Genomic DNA, 21,164 nt, shown 5'->3' on the forward strand with positions numbered 1-21,164 from the left:
GACTCGGCGCACCTTGTTCTCGCGCACCAGAATTCATCGACTCGGCCGGAAATAGGGGTCATGCCCGACTCGAAATTTCGAGACGAACTCGGCGGCTCGTTGTTCCGGCAGATGCTTCCGGCGCCGGCCTACCACCCCTGATCCGGTCGCTCCGTCGGCCCGGCCGCTTACTCGGCCCTCCGATCCTGGCGGACAGTTCCGCGAACCGCCGAACGGTCGATTGCGGTGTCCTACCGTGTCGGCTGGCTTTGCTCCGCCAGGTAGGCTTCGGTGACCGTCGCGAGCAAGTCCGCTTCCAACCCGTCCGAGGTCGCAGACCTGCCCGAACACCCACGAATCCCGTCCCGGACCGCCGACCGCACCTCTTCGATCGCGACACCGGCACGCGCACAGGCCAATCCGGCGGCCATCAACTCGGTCATGGCCGATTCGTACGAATCATTTACGCGCTCTGCGGAATCGGTCGCCAATTCGAGGCCCAGTGCCAGCACCGCCGCATGTTCGTCGTTGATTTCGTGAAGTGGTCCGGCACCGCTCCCGCCCCACCGGCCTTCACCGCGCTCGATCTCCAGGGTGTCCTCACTTCCATGCGCTCCTGGGCAGTTCCACCGCCGGGTGTGACCAACCGGGCAGGCTCGTCCGCTTCGAGGTGATCGACGCGCGCCCCCCGGCGACACGCACCATCGACTGTACGGCCGACCGCGATCGTCCTCGAATCGCGATCGTGACTCTTGGACCGTGCACGACGATCGGAACGGAACCGCTGGGCAGCCTCACAGGCCACCGCGGACCGAGCCTGTTCGGAGCGGCCGGGCCCGCCGGGCGAGGTGACAGCGTGCACCGGCGACGGAATCGAGCGACTACTCGATATCCGCCGATCGAATACCCCGAACCGCGCGGAACAGTAATAGCTCGAAGATCGACGCAATAAATGGAGGCTCCTACAGAACGCGTCTCGAATTCTTGTGGATACTCCAATTCGTGCGGAATACCGGGTGCGAGGCTCGGCACGGCATAACGATCTCACCGTCGCACCGGTCACCGCCGCACTACCGCTCTGTCGGCTGTGGCGCTGATCGGCGAGTCACACAATCCGATCGACGATTTCGCCGTGCAATTTCCATATCTGTTCCGATACAACGTATTACACATTCGAATCAGGCGACCATCGTAGCGGCCACCAGCCCGAACATGGAACCATTCGCCCAGGAGCCGATATGCGCGCACATACCGCGGAACCCGACATGAAAGCTCCACCCGCCGTCGGGCACCGCTACCGAGGCACCCGCCGGTATCTCGTAACAGCACCGAACATCCAGCGTTTCGCCCGCGTGACGCACAACCAGCACCCAGCGCATCAGTCGGTCTCCTCCGCCGAGCACCACGGCTTCCCGACTTTGGTGGCGCCACCGGTTTTCGGCGCCCTCGCCTGGCTCCCACTACAGCGCGCAGTGGTCAACAGTCTCACCGGCCACCGCGGCCCCGCACGGACCCTCCATGTGGGCCAGACGCTTCGGCTCGGACGCCTCCTGAGGGTCGGCGACATCCTCACCGCCGACATCCATGTCGAGATGCTCGAGCGATGCCTGGAATACGACATGGTGGTTCTCACAGCGATACTGTCCGACCAGGACGGGCTCGTGGTGCAGTCCGCCACCAGTACGTTGATCTCGTCGACCGGCATCGCCCATCCGATCAGATCGCCTGTTTCGGATCCTCGCGCCACGTTCATGGAGACCGACGATGCGCTGACCCACTCCGACATCTCGCATGCCGGAAGCGAGCCATCCTGGCGAGCGCGTGGCGATATCGCAGACCTAACCGCGAACGCTGTTCTCCCGCACCGGATTACCACTCTCCGCCCCGCCGATATACGCGACTACGATCGGCTGGTGGGCACCGAAGTCTCCGACGACCCGTTCCCGCGACAATTCTCGATCGGCACCACGCCCGGCCTGCTGCGGATGGCCTTGGCGAGCGGGTACATCACCTCACTTGTCGGACGCCCCGATGCCGTCACGACCTACCGAGCGGAGTTCAGCCACTACCGAACCCGCGGCGCGGATCGGGGCGGCGCGCCGATCCGATTCGGCGGCCGGATTACCGCCTCGAAACCGGGACGTGACGCGGTCGATATTGCGATCGAAGCACGGTGCGGCGGCCGAAATCTCCTGGTGAACGCCTTCGCCGAAGTCGGCATCGGCTGACTACCCGGATCGGACAACGGACTACTCGACGTCGCCGGTGGCGGGCTGGCGCCCCGCCCTGCGGCCACCCCGAGGACCTCGGCGGACTGCCTTCTCTGCCGCCGTCCACCGCGTCGGCGGTAGCCGTCCGGTCAGTCGATGAGGATCCGCTCGACCCCTTCCCGATAGGTGGTGACCTGGAAGTCGGGGAAGCGGGTCGAGAACTTCGAGCTGTCGAAGATGTTGTCATCGCGATAGCGACCGAGCAACTCGTACATCTCGTCGAGCGTGTCGACGAAGTGTCGTCCGAGGCGGAACGCAAGCATCGGCAGCACGGTGTAGCTGATCTTGCGACCGGTGACCGCACCGGCGATCTCGACGAGCTGGGCGTAGGACTGCCGGTTCGGGTCGACCGGCAGGTGCCAGGTCTGACCGTAGGCATCGGGGGTGTTGCCGAGCCGGGCCAGCGCCCGGCTCGCGTCGGGGGTCCAGATCAGGGAGCGCACGGTGTGGGCGTTCACCGGGATGAATGGCCGCTTGCCCGCTTTGATCCGGTCGAACACCAGTGAATTGGTGTAGCTCTTGGTCGAGCCGGGCCCGTAGAACTCGGGCGCGCGGCCGATGAGGCCCTGGACCCGGTCGGCCCGGATGGCCTCGAGCAGCATGGTGGCGATCGTCCCGCGGACGCGTCCCTTGCGACCGTTCGATGCGAATGTTGTCGACTCGACTTGGGGCGTCGGCGTCGCGGGATACATGTAGGTGTTGTCGAAGAAGACGAGCTTGGTCCCGTGTTCGGCGCAGGCATCGATGACATTGCGCATGATGACGGGGAATCGGCGCTCCCACAGCTGCGAGTTCAGGGGCAGTCCGACGGTGAGGTAGGCGATCTCACTGCCCGCGACGGCACGGCGGGTCGCCTGGGCATCGGTGAGGTCCGCAGCCACGAGTTCGTCGGTGTCGTTGACCGGTGACGGTTCGCGGCTGACGAGGCGAATATCCCGGGTGTAGTTGCGGTAGAGCTCGTTGACCAGCTCGTCGGCGATCGGCCCGCCGGCGCCGAGGACGGTCTGCATGGGGTCTCCTCGAGGTGATGGGTGATGCCCGGGCCCGCTCGGATATCGAGCAGCGCGCGCCGATGCGCCGCGGGGTGGTAACGAGGTTCGGCCAGGTTACCGCTGACGTGCGTTATGTTTACAGTGCTAACACAGCATAGAAGGGCGAAGTGAGCAATGTCAACATTCGAGAAGAGTGGCTACCATCACGGCGACCTTCGCGCGGCGCTGCTGTCGGCCGCGATGGAAATGCTCGAGGCCGGCGAACCCTTCTCGTTGCGCGCGGTCGCGCGCAGGGCGGGCGTGTCGCAGACGGCGCCGTACCGCCATTTCAAAGACCGCGACGCACTGGAGTCCGCACTGGCCGTCGAGGGATTCCGAGATCTGCTGACACATCTCGGCGAGGGTCGCAACCCGCCCACCTCGCGCCAGGACTTGGCCGAGTTCGCGGTCTCCTATGTCGACTTCGCGCTACGACGCCCGGCTCTGTTCCGCGTGATGTTCGGCAAGCCGTGTGACGATGCCGACGACGAGCGGGTCAAGGCCGCCGACGCTCTGCACGAACGATTGGCCGAGGCGCTCGACCAGGTCTTTCCCGAGGCGGATGCCTCGGCCCTGGCATCCGCCGGCTGGGGACTCGCACACGGACTGGCCTGCCTGTACCTCGACGGCAAGCTGCATGCGACATCGAGCGAGGAAGTCGCCGAGCGGGTGCGCAGCGCTTTCCTCGCGATCGCGTCGGTCGACTCCTGAGAGGCCGACCCCGGAGGGCATCTCCTCACCGTCCCCGAAGGCGGTCTTTACGACCGGTTTCCGATGCTCGGCCGGCTCACAGGCATTCCCCTCCGAACCCCGCCCCCACTCCGGTTCGTCAACGAATACAACTCGGCCACAACATAACACGTGACGCGGGGATACTCCGGCTCAGTTGCCGTGATGCGAGAAGCCCCGCACCGGTGTAGGTCCAGCGCGGGGCTTCGAACTGAAAAGCATTGCTAGAGAACACTTTCAGTCACTTGATATCACTCTAGATGCTGGCGCCCTTGGCCTCGCGACGACGCCGGTGCAGGATCGGTTCCGTGTAACCGTTGGGCTGCTTGGTGCCCTCCAGGACCAGTTCCTTGGCGGCCCGGAAGGCGATGCTGCCGGCGAAATCGGGAGACAGCGGCCGGTAGTTGGGGTCGCCGGCGTTCTGCTTGTCGACGACGGGGGCCATGCGCTCGAGGGAGGCGAGGACCTCGGCTTCGGTGACGACGTTGTGGCGCAGCCAGTTCGCCATCAGCTGGCTGGAGATGCGCAGGGTGGCGCGGTCTTCCATGAGGCCGATGTCGCGGATATCGGGGACCTTGGAGCAGCCGACGCCCTGGTCGATCCAGCGCACCACGTAGCCGAGGATGCCCTGGGAGTTGTTGTCCAGCTCCTGCTGCTTCTCCTCGTCGGTCCAGTTGACGTCCTGGGCCAGCGGGATCTCGAGGATCTGATCGACGGTGGCACGCGGGCCGCCCTTGGCGATCTGGGCCTGCTGCTTGAACACATCCACCTGGTGGTAGTGGGTGGCGTGCAGGGTGGCGGCGGTCGGCGACGGCACCCACGCGGTGTTGGCGCCGGCCTTCGGGTGACCGATCTTCTGAACCAGCATGTCGGCCATCAGATCGGGCATGGCCCACATGCCCTTACCGATCTGCGCCTTGCCGGGCAGGCCGGTGGCCAGGCCGGTGTCGACGTTCCAGTCCTCGTAGGACAGGATCCACTGCTGGGCCTTCATATCGGCCTTGCGGACCATCGGCCCGGCCTCCATGGAGGTGTGGATCTCGTCGCCGGTGCGGTCCAGGAAGCCGGTGTTGATGAACACCACACGCTCGGACGCGGCGTTGATGCACGCCTTCAGGTTCACCGTCGTGCGGCGCTCCTCGTCCATGATGCCGACCTTCAAGGTGTTCGCCGGGACACCGATGACCTGCTCGATGCGGCCGAACAGCTCGTTGGTGAAGGCGACCTCGTCGGGGCCGTGCATCTTCGGCTTCACGATGTAGACCGAGCCCGTACGGGTGTTCTTCAGTTCGGTGTCACCGTTCAAGGCGTGCTTGGCGATCAGGGAGGTGATCAGGCCGTCCATGATGCCCTCGGGCACCTCGTTGCCCGCGGCGTCGATGATCGCGTCGGAGGTCATCAGATGACCGACGTTGCGCACGAACAGCAGCGAACGACCGTGCAGCACAAGGTCGCTGCCGTCGAGCGCGGTGTAGACGCGGTCGGGGTTCATGGTGCGGGTGAAGGTCTTGCCGCCCTTGCTGACCTCTTCGGCGAGGTCGCCCTTCATCAGGCCGAGCCAGTTGCGGTAGCAGACGGTCTTGTCGTCGGCGTCGACCGCGGCGACCGAGTCCTCGAAGTCCATGATGGTGGTGACGGCGGACTCGAGCACGATGTCCTTGACGCCCGCGGTATCGGTGGAACCGATCGGCGAGTTCGCGTCGATCTGGATCTCGATGTGCAATCCGTTGTGCTTCAACAGGATCGAGGTGGGCGCGGCGGGGTCGCCGAGGTAGCCGACGAGCAGCGACGGATCGGCCAGGCCGATGGTGGTGCCGTCTTCCAGGCCGACCTCGAGCTCACCGTCGACGATGCTGTAGCCGGTCGAACCGAGGTGCGAACTGGTGATCAGGGTGGCGACGTCGTCGAGGAAGTTGCGGCCCCACTCGATGACCTTGTCGCCGCGCACCTTGTTGTAGCCCGTGCCCTTCTCGGCGCCGTTCTCCTCGGAGATGGCGTCGGTGCCGTAGAGCGCGTCGTAGAGCGAACCCCAGCGCGCGTTGGCGGCGTTGATCGCGAAGCGCGCGTTCATGACCGGCACCACGAGCTGCGGGCCGGCCTGCACGGCGATCTCGTCGTCGACGTTCTGGGTGGAGATCTGGAAGGCTTCCGGCTCGGGGCGCAGGTAGCCGATCTCGGTCAGGAAGGTCTTGTAGGCGGCTTTGTCGTAGCCGGTGCCCGGGTTCGCGGCGTGCCACGCGTCGAGCTCGGCCTGGATCTCGTCGCGCTCGGCCAGCAGCGCGCGGTTGCGCGGAGCGAGATCGTTGATGACCTGCTCGGCGCCGGCCCAGAACGCCGCGGAGTCTACGCCGGTGCCGGGAAGCGCCTCGTTCTCGACGAAATCGTGGAGAACGCTGGCCACCTGAAGGCCGCCGACCTGAATCCGCTTTGTCATCTCATGCCTCACTTGTCGAGAAGAACCGGGTTAAATAAGACGCTCGTAATGTTACCCGCCGGTAGATGCCACTTCGTGCGTCGGGTCAACACAAACCGCGTGCAATCTGTTCCGCTCGGCGCTGGTCCGCCGTCTGCGAGCTCTCCGATACCGGCGGTCGGCCGGTCGACCCCTTGATTCTAACCACTGCCCGAATTAATGTACTGATCGGAACATTACTTGCCCCAGGAGGCCGGATGCCCGACCAACCCCTGCGAGACCAGATCGCCCTGGTGACCGGCGGCAGCCGCGGCCTCGGCAAGGCCATGACGCTGGCCTTCGCCGCCGCGGGCGCCGATGTCGTGATCGCCGGCCGCAAGCTCGACGGCTGCACGGCCCTCGCCGAGGAGATCGAGTCCACCTTCGGGCGGCGGGCGCTGCCCGTCGCCTGCAATGTCAGTGACTGGGACCAGTGCGGCACCCTGGTCGACGCCGCCTACGACGCGTTCGGCCGGGTCGATGTGCTGGTCAACAACGCGGGCATGTCGCTGCTGTATCCGAGTCTGGGCGAGGTCACCGAGGCCATGTTCGACAAGGTCGTCGGGGTAAATCTGAAAGGACCGTTCCGGCTCGCCGCCCTGATCGGCGCCCGGATGGCCGCGGGCGCGGGCGGCCGGATCATCAATATCTCCTCGATCGAGGCCGCGCACCCCGAGCCGCTGGCGGTGCCGTACGCGGCGGCCAAGGCGGCACTGAACAATCTGACCGCCGGGCTGGCCCAGACCTTCGGGCCGACGGTGCGGGTCAACGGCATCCAGTGCGGGCCCTTCGCCACCGACATCGCCCGGGCCTGGACCGAGGAGATGACCGCGTATCTGAGCGGCCACAACGCCCTGGGCCGCATCGGCGAACCGGCCGACATCGTCGGCGCCGCACTGTATTTCGCGACCGAAGCCTCGGCGTTCTGTACCGGCAGCACGCTCGCGCTCGACGGAGGATGGCGATGAGAGCACTCACCTACCGGGGGCCGAAGCTGATCGGCTACGACGAGGTGCCCGATCCGGTACTTCCCGGCTCCGACGGCGCGATCGTGCGGGTCACCGCCGCCGGGATCTGCGGCAGCGACCTGCACATCTACGGCGGCCACGGCTTCGTACCGGGCACGGGGTACGGCGTCGGACACGAGGCGACGGGCGTGATCGCCGAAATCGGGCCCGACGCACACGGATTCGCGGTCGGTGACCGCGTCCTGGTGCCCGCCTCGGCCGGCTGCGATCGGTGCCGGAACTGCCGCCGGGGCCTGGTGGCCGGTTGCGAGCGGCGACCACTGCCGATCGACGCCTGCTACGGTCTCGGCGGCGCACTCGCGGGCGCGCAGGCACAGTATCTGGCCGTCCCGCACGCGCCGGGAAACCTACTGCGCCTGCCCGATTCGATCGGCGACGACGCGGCGATCGCGCTCACCGACAACGCGCCCACCGCCTGGTACGGCGCCCGTCGGGCCCGCATCGTCCCCGGCGACCACGTGGTGGTGATCGGGCTGGGCCCGGTCGGGCTGATGGCCGTGCAGTCCGCGTTCGCCATGGGCGCGGCGCGCGTGCTCGGCGTGGACCTGATCGCCGAACGACGGGCCCGGGCCGCCGAACTCGGCGCCGAGCCGGTCGAATCCGACGACCCGAAATCCGCCATTCGAGATCTGCTCGACGGCGGCGCGGAGGTGGCGATCGAGGCGGTCGGCGCCGACGCCACCATCGAACTGGCGATGAGCGCGGTTCGCCCGCGCGGGCGGGTCAGCGTCATCGGCGTCAGCCAGAATCCGGCCTTCCCGGTGAATATGCCGCTCGCACAGGTCAAGGAGCTCGAATTCCATATCGGCCTGTGCTCGATACAATCCGAGTTGCCCGCGCTGCTGCGGCTCACCGCTGCCGGGCGGCTGCGGCCCGAAACCGTTGTCACCCACCACATGCCGATGTCGGAAGGCGAAGCGGCGTACAAGATGTTCGCCGAGCGAGCCGACGGTGTCGCCAAGATCGTGCTGGACCCGTGGACATGAGTACGCCGATGCGCAGACGCGGCCGCCCGCCCGCCTCCGAGACGACCGCCGAGGACACCCGCGATCGGATCGTGGCAGCCGCGCTGGAACTGTTCTCGGACAAGGGCTTCCACGGCACCGGCGTCGCCGAGATCGGCGAACGCGCCAACGTGCAGCGCGGCGCGCTGTACTACCACATCGGATCCAAAGAGGAACTGCTGTGGCAGATCCTGCGCGACTACATCCAGCTCATGCGCGCCGACGCCGAGGCGATCGCCGCCAGCGGCCACGACCCGATCACCAAGCTGCACAAGCTGATCCACAGCTATGTGGGCCTGATCATCGTGCACCGGCGCGAGGTCGCGATTCAGCTGCGCGATATCACCGCGCTCACCGGCGAACGCGCCGAACAGCTCCAGGACCTGCGCGACGACGTGCAGGACTGCTGGCAGCGGGTGCTCGACGAGGGGCACGCGGCGGGCCTGCTGCGCACCGCGGACCACGTCATCACCAACAGCCTGCTCAGCATGCTCAACAGCGTGACCGTCTGGTACCGCCCGGACGGCAACCACTCCCCCGGCGAGATCGCCGACCTGCTCGCCGAAACCTTCCTCGACGGCATCACCACCGACAAGACGAAAGGCTGATCATGGCTTGGGATTTCGATACCGACCCGGAGTACCAGCAGAAGCTGGACTGGGTCGCCGAATTCGTCGCGACCGAGGTCGAACCCCTCGATCTGATCTACCCCGAACCCTACGACCGGCAGAACCCCGAAGTCCGCGCGCTCATGAAACCGTTGCAGGACAAGGTGAAAGAGCAGGGTCTGTGGGCCTGCCACCTCGGCCCGGAACTCGGCGGCCCCGGTTACGGACAGGTCAAGCTGGCGCTGCTGAACGAGGTGATCGGCACCTCCAAGTGGGCGCCGCTGGTATTCGGCTGCCAGGCACCGGATTCCGGCAATGCCGAGATCCTCGCGCATTTCGGCACCCCGGAGCAGAAGGCGAAGTACCTCCAGCCACTGCTCGACGGCGAGATCGGGTCCTGCTACGTCATGACCGAGCCCACCGGCGGGTCGGATCCGACCGCGTTCAGGACCCGCGCGGTGCGCGACGGCGCCGACTGGGTGATCAACGGCGAGAAGTGGTTCAACTCGGCCGCCGAATTCGCCAGCTTCCACATCGTCATGGTGGTGACCGATCCGGAAGCCGCACCGCACCAGCGGCTCTCGATGTTCATCGTCCCGGCCGACGCGCCGGGCCTGGAGATCGTCAAGAACTTCACTGTGCCCGGGTTCTCGGAAAACGAAGGCCACCTTCGGTTCACCGATGTCCGGGTGCCCGCCGACGCGCTACTCGGCGCGGAAGGACTCGGTTTCATCGTCGCCCAGACCCGGCTCGGCGGCGGCCGCGTCCATCACGCCATGCGCACGGTCGCCATGGTGCGCAAGGCGTTCGACATGATGTGCGAGCGCGCGGTGTCGCGGCCCATGCGCAAGGGCGTGCTCGGCGGCCTGCAGATGACGCAGGAGAAGATCGCCGAGGCCTGGATCGAGATGGAGCAGTTCCGGCTGCTGGTGCTGCGCACCGCCTGGCGGATCGACAAGGAACAGGACTACCGCAAGGTCCGCCACGACATCGCGGCCATCAAGGTGGCCATGCCGAAGGTCATGCACGATATCGCCCAGCGGGCCATGCACCTGCACGGCGCGCTCGGCGTCAGCACCGATCTGCCGTTCGTCGACATGATGAACTACGCGCAGATCATGGCCATCGCCGACGGTCCCACCGAGGTGCACAAGATCACCCTCGCCAAGGAGGTGCTCAAGGCCTACGCGCCCGGGGACCCGGTGTACCCCTCCGGCTACCGGCCCGCCCTGCGCGAAGCGGCGCGCGAACTCGTCGCGCGCCGGCTGGAACACGCGGTCGGCAACCTCTGAGGGTGGACCATCCCCCACCCTGGGGGTGGATTCCCGCCACGGCGAGAACCGGTGTGGCGGCGCCCGCGTAGCACCCGGGCATGACGACTACCACCGCCGATTCCCGCACCGCCACCGACTGGGTCGCCCGCGCCCGCGCCGTCGGGCTCACCCTGCGCCCCGAGGTCGCCGAGCGCGACCGCACCGGCGAACTCGCCACCGCCGCCTTCGACCTGCTGCGCGAGTCGGGCCTGTCCGCCGCGCTGGTCCCGGTCGAATTCGGCGGTGGCGGCGCGACACACACCGAGCTGGGGGCGGCGCTGCGCGAGCTGGGACGGCACGACGCCGCCACCGCGGTCGCGTTCGCCATGCACACACACCTGGTCGCCACCCAGGTGTGGCGCCACCACAGCGGCCAGGACGCGAGCGCGCTCTTCGGCAAGGTCGCGGCCGGGGCCATCCTGGTGAGCACGGGCGCTGCGGACTGGGTCGGTTCCAGCGGACGCGCGGTCCGGGTCGACGGCGGCTACCGGGTGCACGCCCGCAAAGGGCCGGCCAGTGGGTGCGAAGCGGGCACCGTGCTGGTGACCAGCTTCCGCTGGGACGAGGCGCCGGGCGGCGCGCAGGCACTGCACTGTGCCGTTCCACTCGGCGCGCCCGGCGTCCGGATCGAACAGACCTGGAACACGCTGGGGCTGCGGGCCAGCGGATCGCACACCGTGGTGCTCGAGGACGTCTTCGTGCCCGATGCCGCGATCTCGCTGGCCCGTCCCGCCGATATCTGGCCGCCGCTGCTCAATGTGGTGATCGGTGCGGCGCTGCCGCTGGTGCTGGCCGCCTACCTCGGGATCGCCGACAACGCGGTCGAGGTCGCGACCGGCCTGGTCCGCGGGCGCGTCGAGCCGCACACCGTCCAGCTCGCGGGCGAGATGACCAACGCGCACACCACCGCCGCGGACCTGATCGCGGCCATGTTCACTGCATCGGAGAACCTGCGCTTCGCCGCTACCGACGCCTACGCCGCCCGCACACTCAGCCGCAAGACCGTCGCGGCCGACAAACTCGTCCAAACCGTCCGGCTGGCCATCGAAACCGTTGGTGGCGTGGGCTATTCGCGAGAGTGCCCGCTGGAGATGCACTACCGCGATATCCACGGCGTGCATTTCCACCCGCTGCCGCGGGCCAAGCAGCTCCGATTCACCGGCCGGGTCGCACTCGGAGGCGGCCCGCTGGGGTAGGTCGCGGCTTGGGCGTGTCCCGGCCGAGAGGTGTTGAATGGGGACATGGTGTTCGCACGGATCGGCTCGCACAAGGGCAAGATCGCGCTGGTCGCGGTCGCCGTGCTGGTTCTGGCGCTCGGCGCGGGGGCGGCGTATTTCGAGCCCTGGAAGCTGTTCACCGATACCACCGTCAGCGAGGCCGCGCCGACACCCGCCCCCGGTTCGGGTGCCGGCGCGGCGCCCCAGCTGCCCGCGCCGCTGTCCATCGGCCGGTTTCTCTCGCACGAACACACCACCACCGGAAGCCTGGTGATCCTGCGATTGCCCGATGGCAGCCGGGTGCTGCGCCTCGAGGATCTCGACACCTCCGACGGGCCCGACCTGCATGTCTGGCTCACCGACGCGCCGGTGCTCGAGGGCCGCGACGGATGGGGCGTCTTCGATGACGGGCAATACCTGGACCTGGGCGAACTCAAGGGCAACAAGGGCAGCCAGAACTACACGATCCCCGAGGGCACGGATCTGGCGAAGTACACCAGCGTGTCGATCTGGTGCGATCGGTTCAATGTGTCCTTCGGTGCGGCGACGCTGGAAAAGGCCTGACCACAACGTAATTCGGAACAGCACCGGCCGGTCGGCGGAAAATGAGCCGACAACGGCCGGTGCTGTGTGCCACCATGGATTCAGACGATGATCACCCCGATCGGCGGGGTGGTCCGACAGACTTCCGCGGAAGGAGGAGACGGCCTGTGCAACCCCGAGATATGAAGAATTCGGCGACCGGATGCGAACCGAGCGCCGTCCTCCTCCAGACCGGTCGCTAGACCCGCCGCACTCCCCCAGCCCGCGACACTTCGGTCGCCGCTGCCTGTCGAATTCTCCGACCCTTCACGAAACATGGTGAGCCCCATGCCGTTCCGCCGTGCCACCGATGCGGTGGCGTTGACCGCAGACAATTGGATACACACTCCGGTACTGGTCCTGAACGCCTCCTTCGAGGCGCTCGACGAGATCAGCGCCGACCGTGCCGTGGTGCTGGTGACGAGCGGAACCGCCGAAACCGTCGCCGATCGCGAACCGTACTTCCCGATTCGCTCCAGGCAGCTGGAAATCGCACTGCCGGAGACGATTCGGCTGCTGCGCTACGTCTACCTCCAGCACCGTGTGCCGACCAGCGACGAGAGCCGCGCCACGCTCGCGGGTGTGCTGCGCCGCGACAACCATCGCTGCGGTTACTGCGCGGCATGGGCCCGCACCGTGGACCACATCCGGCCGCGCAGCCGCGGCGGCCCCAACACCTGGAGCAACCTCGTCGCCTGCTGTGCCCCGTGCAATTCGGCCAAGGCCGACCGCACGCCGGAGGAAGCGGGCATGCGACTGCTGTGGGTGCCCCGGGCGCCGGACCACCTGGCCCGGCGGCAACGCCAAGTCTGGAAGCAACTGGCAACCACCACCTGAGGGGAGTGAACGATATGACTGTCCGAACCGCACTGAGCCGAGCGGCCGACAACGCCACCGAACCGACGCTGGCGGAGCTGCTCCCACTCTCCGACACCCGGGATTGGCATCGGGCCGCGTGCCGAGGTGACTCGAATCACGACGCGTGGTTCCCGTACCCGTCGGAGGACTTCGAGTACGCCCGCGGCATCTGCGCGGGCTGCCCGATCCGCCGCGCCTGCGGCGAATTCGCCGCCGACACCGGACAATCCGGCGTCTGGGGCGGGCACGAGTTCGACCGTGGCCGCATGATCCGCGAGTGAGAACACACCCGCGTCCGCGCGGACTGCCGCCGTAGCGCGGCAGTCCGCGCGCCACCGGCGAACCCACGACCGGTCGCCCGCCGAATCGGACGTGACCATAGACTGTGCGCCGTGGGCACACATCGCAGCGGAACCAGATCCCGGGGCGTCAGCAAAGGTCCGGTTATCGCAGTGGTGGCCGTGTTGTTGCTGGCCGGGGCGGTCTTCGCATGGTTTCAGTTCAGAGACAGGGCCGCGCAGGACAATCGAGCGGCGGCCGGGGAATGCGTCGAGGGCGACTCGACCCTCTACGTCACCGTCGATCCGGATATCGAGGCGCCGGTCAAGGCCGTCGCCGACAAGTACAACGCCACCGCCCCGCTGGTGCGTGATCACTGCGCGAAAGTGGTGGTGACGGCGCGGTCCTCGACCGAGATGGTCGCCGGGCTCACGGCCGACGGCCCGTGGAACGGAGTGCTCGGCCCGCAACCCGCGCTCTGGATTCCCGGCTCCTCGCGAGCCATCGAAGCCGCCCGGGTCCCCGGCCTGATCGAAGGTAATCCGGTGCCGATCGCGGCCAGCCCGGTGGTGCTGGCGGTTCCCGAACCGTTGCGGGCCGCACTCGAAGAAGCCGGAACCACCTGGGCGGATCTGCCCCGGCTGCAACAGGGTTCACTCGCCCCGATCGGCCTCGGCAGTTGGGGCGGCCTGAAATTGGCGCTCCCCGAGGGTGACGCGACCCTGGCCGCGGCGACCGCCGTCGCCTCCGCGACCTCGGGCACCGATCCACTCACCGAACAGGCCGCACAGTCCGGCCAAGTCGTGTCCGCGGTATCCGGACTGGCCTCCGGCGCACCCGAGGCCGACACCCTGACCGCGCTGGCCACCATCGCCGCGCCGCAACCCGCGCAGGCCGCCGTGCACGCGGTGCCCGCGACCGAACAGCAGATCCAGGCACAGGGCGGGACGGCGATCTTCCGGCCGGTCGGCGCCGCCCCGATCGCCGATCATCCCGCGGCCATGATGTCCGGGCACTGGGTCGACCAGACCCAGAACCTGATCGCCAGCGTCTTCACCGAATACCTACGCGCACCCGAACAGGCGCCGGTGTTCACCGCCGCCGGGTTCACCACCACGCCGCCGGCCGCCGGACCCGGCGCCGCGCGCGCGGCCCTGGAGAAGGTGCGCGCCACCCTGGCGAATCCGGTGCTGGGCGTGCAGGCGACGGTGCTGCTGGACACCTCGTCGTCCATGTCGACCCTCGACGGCTCTGCCACCCGGCTGGCCACCACGATCGGTGCGCTGAAATCGACCGTGAACGTGATGCCGCCGGATTTCGGGCTCGGGCTGTGGGCCTTCGCGAAGAACCTCGACGGCACCGACCCGTACGAGGTACTGACGCCGACCAAGGCGCTGTCCGACACCCAGCGCGCGGCGTTCACCGGCGCGCTCGACGATGTCGAGGTCAGCGACTCACGCACCGACCAGGCCTACCCGACCCTGCTGGCCGCCTATCGCAGCGCCGTCACGAATTATGTTGCGGGCAAGACCAATTCGATCCTGCTGGTGACCGACGGACCCGACGACGACTCGACCGTCACCGGCGCGAAGCTGTTGGCCGACATCGCCGCCGCCATCGACAAAACCAAGCCGGTGCGCATCGATATCATCGTCGTCGGCGGAACGGGCACCCAGACCCTCCAGGATCTGGCCGGGCGCACGGGGGGCAGCTATACCAGGCTCGCCACGTCCAACGACCTCAGTTTCGGCACCGCGATGGTCAAGGCGCTCACCACGCCCTAACCCCGGATGTCGGTCGCACCGACCGGGGAGCGACAATTGCAACAACTGAAGGCTTAACCTTCGGTGCCAGATCTGAACTCGAGCGGGAGTTGTTTGTGGAGACCCAGCGCCGGCCCGGTGGACGCAGTGCGCGTGTCCGGGCCGCGGTCCGGCAAGCGACGCTGGTGGAAGTGACCCAGCGCGGATACCAGGGCCTGACGGTCGAGAATGTCGCCAAACGTTCCGGCGTACACAAGACCTCGATCTACCGCCGCTGGGGCGGCCCGGAAGGACTGGTGGCCGACGCGCTCGAACTGGCCGCCACCGAGCCCATCCCGATTCCCGACACCGGCACCCTGGCCGGCGATCTGCGCGCGCTGACCGAAGCGGTCCGGGCCGGATTCGCCAGCCCACAGGGCGGAGCGATCGGATCCGCGTTCATTCTCGCGGGCATGCAGAACCCCGCCGCGGCCGCCGCCATGCAGAACTTCACGGCCGCCCGCCGCAAACAATCGGTCATCGTCGTCGACCGCGCAGTAGAGCGCGGCGAACTACCCGCAACCGTGGACGGCGACGAACTCATCCGCTTCGCCCTGGCCCCGATCTACTACCGCATCTTCGTCACCCACGAACCGCTCACCCCGGACGACGCCACCAAAGCCGCCGACGCCGCCCTCGCCGCCGCCCGCGCCGGAGTCCTCTAGGACCCCGGCGCCGCGGTCGACGCGATCAGTCCTGGTAGGCGTCCACGGGTGGGCAGGAGCAGATGAGGTTGCGGTCGCCGTAGGCGCCGTCGATGCGGCGGACGGACGGCCAGATCTTGGCGCGGGCGTGGCCGAGGCCGCGGGGGTAGACCGCGGTCTCGCGCGAGTACGGGTGGGTCCAGTCGCCGACCAGGCATTCCGCGGTGTGGGGGGCGCCGCGCAGCGGGTTGTCCTCGAGCGGCCAGACGCCGGCGGCAACCTGGTCGATCTCGCCCTTGATCGCGATCATGGCGTCGCAGAACGCGTCGAGCTCCTCGAGGTTCTCCGATTCGGTGGGCTCTACCATCAGCGTGCCCGCGACCGGGAAGCTCATGGTCGGGGCGTGGAAACCGTAGTCGGCCAAGCGCTTTGCCACATCATCGACGGTGACGCCGGTGCGCTTGGTGATCTCGCGCAGATCCAGGATGCACTCGTGCGCGACCATGCCGTTGTCGCCGGTGTAGAGCACCGGGAAATGCTCGTCGAGCCGGCGCGCGATGTAGTTGGCGGAGGCAATGGCGGTCAGGGTGGCACGGCGCAGCCCCTCGGCGCCCATCATCCGGATATAGGCCCAGGTGATGGGAAGGATGGAGGCAGAACCGAATTCGGCCGCCGACACCGCGTGCGACCCGGCCTCCAGCGGATTGCCGGGCAGGAACTTCGCCAGGTGCTCGCGCACCGCGACCGGGCCGACACCGGGGCCGCCGCCACCGTGCGGGATGCAGAAGGTCTTGTGCAGGTTCAGGTGGCTGACATCGCCGCCGAACTTACCCGGCCGGGCCAGCCCGACCAGCGCGTTCAGGTTCGCGCCGTCGACGTAGACCTGCCCGCCCGCCTCGTGCACGAGCGCGCACAGTTCGGCGACCTCGTGCTCGTACACGCCGTGCGTGGACGGGTAGGTGATCATGATGCAGGCCAGCCGCTCGGCATGGTCGGCGATCTTGGCGCGCAGATCGTCCAGGTCGATATCGCCGTTGGCGCGGCATTTCACGACCTCCACGCGCATGCCGACCATGGCGGCCGACGCGGCGTTGGTGCCGTGCGCGCTGGACGGGATCAGGCAGGTGTCGCGGTGGGTGTCGCCGCGATCGAGGTGGTAGCGGCGGATCGCGAGCAGACCCGCGTACTCACCCTGGCTACCGGCATTGGGCTGCAACGAGACCCGGTCGTATCCGGTGACAGCGCACAGCCAGCCTTCCAGATCGCTGATCAGCGTGCGCAACCCGGGCGCGTCCTCGACGGGCGCGTAGGGGTGCACGCGGCTGAACCCCGGCCAGGTGATGGGTTCCATCTCGGCGGTGGCATTGAGCTTCATGGTGCAGGAGCCCAGCGGAATCATGCTGCGGTCCAAGGCGATGTCCTTGTCCGACAGCGACCGCAGGTACCGCAGCATGGCGGTCTCGGTGTGGTAGCGGGTGAAGGCCGGCGCGGTCAGGAATTCCGACGCGCGGTTCTCGATATGCGGGCGGCGGTGGCCGTGGAACAGCGCACCCTCCGGCCCGACCGGGACCTCCGCGCCGAAGCAATCCAGCACCGCAACCACGTGGCTGTCGGTGGTGACCTCGTCGCAGGCGATGGCCACGTGGTCGGCGTCGACCAGGCGCAGGTTGATCCCGGCGCCCTTGGCCTTGGCCACCACCGCCTCGGCCCCGCCCGGCACCCGCACCAGCACGGTGTCGAAGAAGCTCTGGTGCACGACGGCGTCGCCGAGCCCGGCGGCCAGCCACTGCGCGTGCCCGTGCACCCGGCGCGCGATATTCCGCAGCCCCTCCGGACCGTGGTAGGAGGCGTACATGGCGGCCACGATGGCCAGCAGCACCTGCGCGGTGCAGATATTGGAGGTCGCCTTCTCGCGGCGGATGTGCTGCTCACGGGTTTGCAGTGCGAGCCGGTAGGCGCGATTGCCGTCGGCGTCGACCGAGATCCCGACCAGACGCCCGGGCAGCTGCCTGGCATGCGCGGAGTGCACCGCGAGATAGCCCGCGTGCGGCCCGCCGAATCCGAGCGGTACGCCGAACCGCTGCGTGGTGCCGAAACAGACGTCGGCGCCCTGCTCACCGGGCGGGGTGATCAGGGTCAGCGCGAGCAGATCCGCGCCGACCGCGACCAGCGCGCCGCGCTCGTGCGCGGCCGCGATGATCGGCGCGCAATCCAGGATCCGGCCCGACGCGCCGGGCTGCTGGAGCAGCACACCGAAGAAATCACCTTCCGGCACAACACCTTCGGCGAGATCGGCGGTGACGATCTCGATGCCGAGCGGCTCGGCCCGGGTGGCCAGCACGGTGCGGGTCTGCGGGAAGACATCGACGTCGACCAGCAGCCGGGCCGACTTGGATTTGCGGTTGGCGCGCTGCAACAGCGTCATCGCCTCGGCGGCGGCGGTCGCCTCGTCCAGCATGGAGGCGTTCGCCACCTCCATCCCGGTCAGATCCGACACCATGGTCTGGAAGTTGAGCAGCGCCTCGAGCCGGCCCTGCGAGATCTCCGGCTGGTACGGGGTGTAGGCGGTGTACCAGGCCGGGTTCTCGAGCAGGTTGCGCACCAGCACAGGCGGGGTGAGGGTGTCGTAGTAACCGAGCCCGATCATGGTGGTGGCCACGGTGTTCGAGTGGGCCAGCGCGGCCAGCGCGGCCAGCGCCTCGTGCTCGGACAGGGCCGGGGGCAGGGCGTCCAGGCCGTTGGTGGCGATCTCGTCGAGAATGCTCGCGGGTACCGCGCGACCGGCCAGTTCGTCCAGATTGCCGACCCCGACGACGGGCAGAATGGTGGCGAGTTCGCCCTGATCGGGACCGATATGGCGGTCGGCGAAACTACGAGTCGGGATCACGGCGGCTCCAAGGTCGGGGCGGGTCGACCGGTGCGGTCGACAAGGTCCTGCCCTCCCCCTCTGTCGTTGGAGCCTGAGAGATTCGGGAGTGGTGGTCCCTTTCCCCATGGGCGGGTGATACGAAATCACCACTTTCCAGAGGCGCCGAAGCCCGTACGGTCCCTGTTGCCTGAGAGATTGACGGGGAGGTGCTGCTCCTTCGGCGCCCGGTGTCGAATCGATACCGGGACTCTCCCGCACGGCGGCGACGCACCGCCCAGTTTAGGTGGTGCGTCGCGACTTCCTTGTCACCAGGTCCGTGTTCGGTGCGTCACTACCCTGTCTTGCGGTTCATCCGCGCCTTGCGCCGGAAGGACAGCTCGTCCTCGGGGCGCTCGGTGACACTGGAGGCCCGCTCGGCCGGGAAATTGGCGATTGCCCCGGTGAGTTCCTTCATGGCTCCGCTGACGGCGATACCGAACACTCCCTGTCCGCCCTGCAGTAAATCGACTACCTCCTCGGGCGAGGTGCACTCGTAGACCGAGGTGCCGTCGGAGAACAGGGTGATCCCGGCCAGATCCTGCACGCCGCGGCTGCGCAGGTGATCGACGGCGATCCGGATGTTCTGTAGCGAGATGCCCGCGTCCAGCAGCCGCTTGACGATCTTGAGTACCAAGATGTCCTTGAACGAGTAGAGCCGCTGCGACCCGGAACCCGCGGCACCCCGGATGGACGGCGCCACCAGCCCGGTTCGCGCCCAGTAGTCGAGCTGCCGGTAGGTGATTCCGGCCACCTGGCACGCACTGGGAACGCGGTAACCGACTAGATCGTCCGGGACCGAGTCATCCGGGAACAGGCCAGGCTGTACGACATCATCCTGCGTTTGCTCTGCCACTGACCACTCCCTTACTTCGACGCCGCGCCCTCATCCGACGACTCGGCGGCCCGCCCAACTTTCGAGGTTACTCCCCTGATTCTCCCGGGAGCACGAGCATCGGACCAAGCGCGACGCGCGGTTAAAGTCTCGACCAGTGGTTCAGACTCCCGGCCCTACCGGGAGCATGCTCTAACTATCGGTCGCCTTGAAGTCGTCCGGAGAGACCGATTCGAGGAACTCCTTGAACTTCTCGACCTCGTCTTCCTTCTCGTCCGGCATGACCAGCCCGGCCTCCTCGAGCACCGGTTCCTCCGCGTAGATGGGGCAACCCACCCGCAAGGCGATGGCAACCGAATCCGAGGGCCGTGCGGAGATCCGCAAGCCGTTCTCGAAGACCAGATCGGCGTAGAAGGTGCCCTCCTGCAGGTCCACGATGCGAACCTCCTCGAGGGTATGCCCCAGCTTGGCGATCAGCGTCTTGATCAGATCGTGGGTGAGCGGACGGATCGGCGTCACGCCCTCCTGCTCGAGCACGATCGCGGTCGCCTCGGCCTGACCGATCCAGATCGGTAGGTATCGATCGCCGGACACTTCGCGGAGCAGCAGCACGGGCTGATTCTGTGGCTGCTCGACACGAATGCCGATGACCCGCATTTCACTCATCGAACTGCCTCCAATACTCGCGGCCCGGCCTGACCACCGCGGGGCTCGCCGTACCACCGAGTCTAAGCGAACTCGGAGCACCTCTGCGATCGGTGTGCACAGCCGAAATCGGCGTGTTGCCATGGTGGAATAGGAGATGGGCGCGCCGTGGGCGGCACGCTCAGTTGCCCAGGGAGTTCCGCACCGAGGCCTTGACCAGGCAGGTGTGCAAGGTCAGCGACAGCGCGGCGAGTTCGCGCACGGTCTCCTCGGCCCGGGCCCGCGCTCCGGCGTCACGGCTCTTGGCGATCGGCGCGGCGATCTGCGCGACCAGCGCGGCCTCGCGATCCGCGGCGAGCTTGAACGCGCGCAGATGCCGTGCCTCCAACCCGAATTCGGCCATCGCGGCCGCGGTGCGGGCCAGCGTGACCGCATCGGCGTCGAAATAGCCCGCCGCACCGGGAACGATCAGGTTGGCGCGGATGAGATCGTTGAGGAAGGCGTCCTCGATCTGCGCCTGGGTCAGCAATTCCGCTCGGGTGAGCCGGATTTCGTGATCGAAGCGCAGTTCCTCCGGTGACACCTCGCCCGGCACGACACCGAGTTTGCGCGGCGGCGTGAGCCGGACCTCGGGAGCGTCGGCGGCCGCCGGGACGGCCGAGCTCCGGGCGCGGGCTTCCCGCACACCGAGCGTCGCCGCACCCTTATCGATCGCCTCGAGCTGTTCCTTGATCACCTTCAGCGGCAGATACTGGTCGCGTTGAGCGGTCAGCACAAATCTGAGCCGTTCGGTGTCCGCGACCGAGAATCTGCGATAGCCCGACTGGGTGCGCTCGGGCCGGATCAAACCCTCGGCTTCGAGGAATCTGATCTTCGAGATGGTGATGTCCGGAAAGTCCGGTCGCAGCAGGTCGAGCACGGAACCGATCGAGATTCCGCCGCGCGACCACTGCGCCGCTCCCGTCACAGCGCCGATCCCGTCG

Annotated in this window: 19 protein-coding genes and 1 riboswitch; of the genes, 12 read left to right on the forward strand and 7 right to left on the reverse strand. The window is 67.7% G+C overall.

Translation table 11 applies throughout. From position 1 onward, the window contains the following. Positions 1-230: 230 nt before the first annotated feature. Positions 231-491, reverse strand: a complete 261-nt coding sequence (locus ACFVMC_RS31820; RefSeq protein WP_379216477.1) for a hypothetical protein — start codon at positions 489-491, stop codon at positions 231-233. Positions 492-1,244: 753 nt separating this feature from the next. Between ACFVMC_RS31820 and ACFVMC_RS31825 the strand changes: the two genes are divergently transcribed. Next, a complete protein-coding gene (locus ACFVMC_RS31825; RefSeq protein ID WP_379216478.1) occupies positions 1,245-2,207 on the forward strand; it encodes a MaoC family dehydratase N-terminal domain-containing protein in 963 nt (320 codons plus the stop codon). A gap of 131 nt (positions 2,208-2,338) precedes the next feature. Here ACFVMC_RS31825 and ACFVMC_RS31830 read toward each other — a convergent pair whose 3' ends face one another. After that, positions 2,339-3,259: an NAD-dependent epimerase/dehydratase family protein gene (locus tag ACFVMC_RS31830; protein WP_379216480.1), complete on the reverse strand. Its 921-nt coding sequence runs from the start codon at positions 3,257-3,259 to the stop codon at positions 2,339-2,341. 156 nt (positions 3,260-3,415) lie between these two features. Between ACFVMC_RS31830 and ACFVMC_RS31835 the strand changes: the two genes are divergently transcribed. Beyond that, the gene (locus ACFVMC_RS31835; RefSeq protein ID WP_379216482.1) at positions 3,416-3,991 is read left to right on the forward strand and encodes a TetR/AcrR family transcriptional regulator; all 576 of its coding nucleotides are present in this window, start codon (positions 3,416-3,418) and stop codon (positions 3,989-3,991) included. A gap of 274 nt (positions 3,992-4,265) precedes the next feature. On the opposite strand, the gene ACFVMC_RS31840 is transcribed toward ACFVMC_RS31835, so the two are convergent. Beyond that, entirely contained in the window at positions 4,266-6,443 is a 2,178-nt protein-coding gene (locus ACFVMC_RS31840) for a malate synthase G (RefSeq protein WP_379216484.1), read from the reverse strand. 236 nt (positions 6,444-6,679) lie between these two features. Here ACFVMC_RS31840 and ACFVMC_RS31845 point away from each other — a divergent pair, with 236 nt between their 5' ends. The 10 genes from ACFVMC_RS31845 (at position 6,680) to ACFVMC_RS31890 (ending at position 15,817) form a co-directional block, all read left to right on the forward strand. Then, complete coding sequence (locus ACFVMC_RS31845) at positions 6,680-7,429, forward strand: SDR family NAD(P)-dependent oxidoreductase (RefSeq protein WP_379216486.1); 750 nt, start codon at positions 6,680-6,682, stop codon at positions 7,427-7,429. Continuing rightward, entirely contained in the window at positions 7,426-8,475 is a 1,050-nt protein-coding gene (locus ACFVMC_RS31850) for a zinc-binding dehydrogenase (RefSeq protein WP_379216488.1), read from the forward strand. The genes ACFVMC_RS31845 and ACFVMC_RS31850 overlap by 4 nt, the downstream gene beginning before the upstream one ends. Next, positions 8,472-9,101: a TetR family transcriptional regulator gene (locus ACFVMC_RS31855; RefSeq protein ID WP_379216490.1), complete on the forward strand. Its 630-nt coding sequence runs from the start codon at positions 8,472-8,474 to the stop codon at positions 9,099-9,101. Before ACFVMC_RS31850 ends, ACFVMC_RS31855 begins: the two co-directional genes overlap by 4 nt. Positions 9,102-9,103: 2 nt before the next feature. Beyond that, positions 9,104-10,393 carry an acyl-CoA dehydrogenase family protein gene (locus ACFVMC_RS31860; protein WP_379216492.1) on the forward strand — a complete coding sequence of 430 codons (1,290 nt, stop codon included), beginning with the start codon at positions 9,104-9,106 and terminating at the stop codon, positions 10,391-10,393. Positions 10,394-10,473: 80 nt separating this feature from the next. Continuing rightward, positions 10,474-11,610: an acyl-CoA dehydrogenase family protein gene (locus ACFVMC_RS31865; RefSeq protein ID WP_379216494.1), complete on the forward strand. Its 1,137-nt coding sequence runs from the start codon at positions 10,474-10,476 to the stop codon at positions 11,608-11,610. Positions 11,611-11,655: 45 nt separating this feature from the next. Then, positions 11,656-12,195: a DM13 domain-containing protein gene (locus ACFVMC_RS31870; protein ID WP_379216496.1), complete on the forward strand. Its 540-nt coding sequence runs from the start codon at positions 11,656-11,658 to the stop codon at positions 12,193-12,195. A gap of 306 nt (positions 12,196-12,501) precedes the next feature. After that, positions 12,502-13,050: an HNH endonuclease gene (locus ACFVMC_RS31875; RefSeq protein ID WP_379216498.1), complete on the forward strand. Its 549-nt coding sequence runs from the start codon at positions 12,502-12,504 to the stop codon at positions 13,048-13,050. A gap of 14 nt (positions 13,051-13,064) precedes the next feature. Then, positions 13,065-13,352, forward strand: coding sequence for a WhiB family transcriptional regulator (locus tag ACFVMC_RS31880; RefSeq protein ID WP_379216499.1), 288 nt, complete (start codon positions 13,065-13,067; stop codon positions 13,350-13,352). A gap of 111 nt (positions 13,353-13,463) precedes the next feature. Then, positions 13,464-15,134 (forward strand): VWA domain-containing protein, encoded by a 1,671-nt coding sequence (locus ACFVMC_RS31885; RefSeq protein ID WP_379216501.1) that lies wholly within the window; start codon positions 13,464-13,466, stop codon positions 15,132-15,134. Between the two features lie 95 nt (positions 15,135-15,229). Continuing rightward, positions 15,230-15,817: a TetR/AcrR family transcriptional regulator gene (locus ACFVMC_RS31890; RefSeq protein ID WP_379216503.1), complete on the forward strand. Its 588-nt coding sequence runs from the start codon at positions 15,230-15,232 to the stop codon at positions 15,815-15,817. Positions 15,818-15,842: 25 nt separating this feature from the next. Here ACFVMC_RS31890 and gcvP read toward each other — a convergent pair whose 3' ends face one another. From gcvP to ACFVMC_RS31910, 4 genes are all read right to left on the reverse strand, one after another. Continuing rightward, positions 15,843-18,683, reverse strand: coding sequence for an aminomethyl-transferring glycine dehydrogenase (gcvP, locus tag ACFVMC_RS31895; RefSeq protein ID WP_379216505.1), 2,841 nt, complete (start codon positions 18,681-18,683; stop codon positions 15,843-15,845). 146 nt (positions 18,684-18,829) lie between these two features. After that, a riboswitch (glycine riboswitch) is annotated at positions 18,830-18,930 on the reverse strand. Between the two features lie 66 nt (positions 18,931-18,996). Next, entirely contained in the window at positions 18,997-19,557 is a 561-nt protein-coding gene (locus ACFVMC_RS31900) for a MerR family transcriptional regulator (protein WP_379216507.1), read from the reverse strand. A gap of 171 nt (positions 19,558-19,728) precedes the next feature. Further along, positions 19,729-20,202 (reverse strand): bifunctional nuclease family protein, encoded by a 474-nt coding sequence (locus ACFVMC_RS31905; RefSeq protein ID WP_379216509.1) that lies wholly within the window; start codon positions 20,200-20,202, stop codon positions 19,729-19,731. Positions 20,203-20,362: 160 nt separating this feature from the next. Further along, on the reverse strand, positions 20,363-21,148 hold the full coding sequence (locus ACFVMC_RS31910; protein WP_379216595.1) for a MerR family transcriptional regulator: 786 nt from the start codon (positions 21,146-21,148) through the stop codon (positions 20,363-20,365). Positions 21,149-21,164 lie beyond the last annotated feature (16 nt).

The sequence above is a fragment of the Nocardia sp. NPDC127579 genome (genome assembly GCF_042672005.1).
Lineage (GTDB): Bacteria > Actinomycetota > Actinomycetes > Mycobacteriales > Mycobacteriaceae > Nocardia.

Coding starts and splice junctions, on each gene's coding strand:
- ACFVMC_RS31825 (WP_379216478.1), top strand. CDS start 1,245: ATGAAAGCTCCACCCGCCGTCGGGCACCGCTACCGAGGCACCCGCCGG.
- ACFVMC_RS31830 (WP_379216480.1), bottom strand. CDS start 3,259: ATGCAGACCGTCCTCGGCGCCGGCGGGCCGATCGCCGACGAGCTGGTC.
- ACFVMC_RS31835 (WP_379216482.1), top strand. CDS start 3,416: ATGTCAACATTCGAGAAGAGTGGCTACCATCACGGCGACCTTCGCGCG.
- ACFVMC_RS31840 (WP_379216484.1), bottom strand. CDS start 6,443: ATGACAAAGCGGATTCAGGTCGGCGGCCTTCAGGTGGCCAGCGTTCTC.
- ACFVMC_RS31845 (WP_379216486.1), top strand. CDS start 6,680: ATGCCCGACCAACCCCTGCGAGACCAGATCGCCCTGGTGACCGGCGGC.
- ACFVMC_RS31850 (WP_379216488.1), top strand. CDS start 7,426: ATGAGAGCACTCACCTACCGGGGGCCGAAGCTGATCGGCTACGACGAG.
- ACFVMC_RS31855 (WP_379216490.1), top strand. CDS start 8,472: ATGAGTACGCCGATGCGCAGACGCGGCCGCCCGCCCGCCTCCGAGACG.
- ACFVMC_RS31860 (WP_379216492.1), top strand. CDS start 9,104: ATGGCTTGGGATTTCGATACCGACCCGGAGTACCAGCAGAAGCTGGAC.
- ACFVMC_RS31865 (WP_379216494.1), top strand. CDS start 10,474: ATGACGACTACCACCGCCGATTCCCGCACCGCCACCGACTGGGTCGCC.
- ACFVMC_RS31870 (WP_379216496.1), top strand. CDS start 11,656: ATGGTGTTCGCACGGATCGGCTCGCACAAGGGCAAGATCGCGCTGGTC.
- ACFVMC_RS31875 (WP_379216498.1), top strand. CDS start 12,502: ATGCCGTTCCGCCGTGCCACCGATGCGGTGGCGTTGACCGCAGACAAT.
- ACFVMC_RS31880 (WP_379216499.1), top strand. CDS start 13,065: ATGACTGTCCGAACCGCACTGAGCCGAGCGGCCGACAACGCCACCGAA.
- ACFVMC_RS31905 (WP_379216509.1), bottom strand. CDS start 20,202: ATGAGTGAAATGCGGGTCATCGGCATTCGTGTCGAGCAGCCACAGAAT.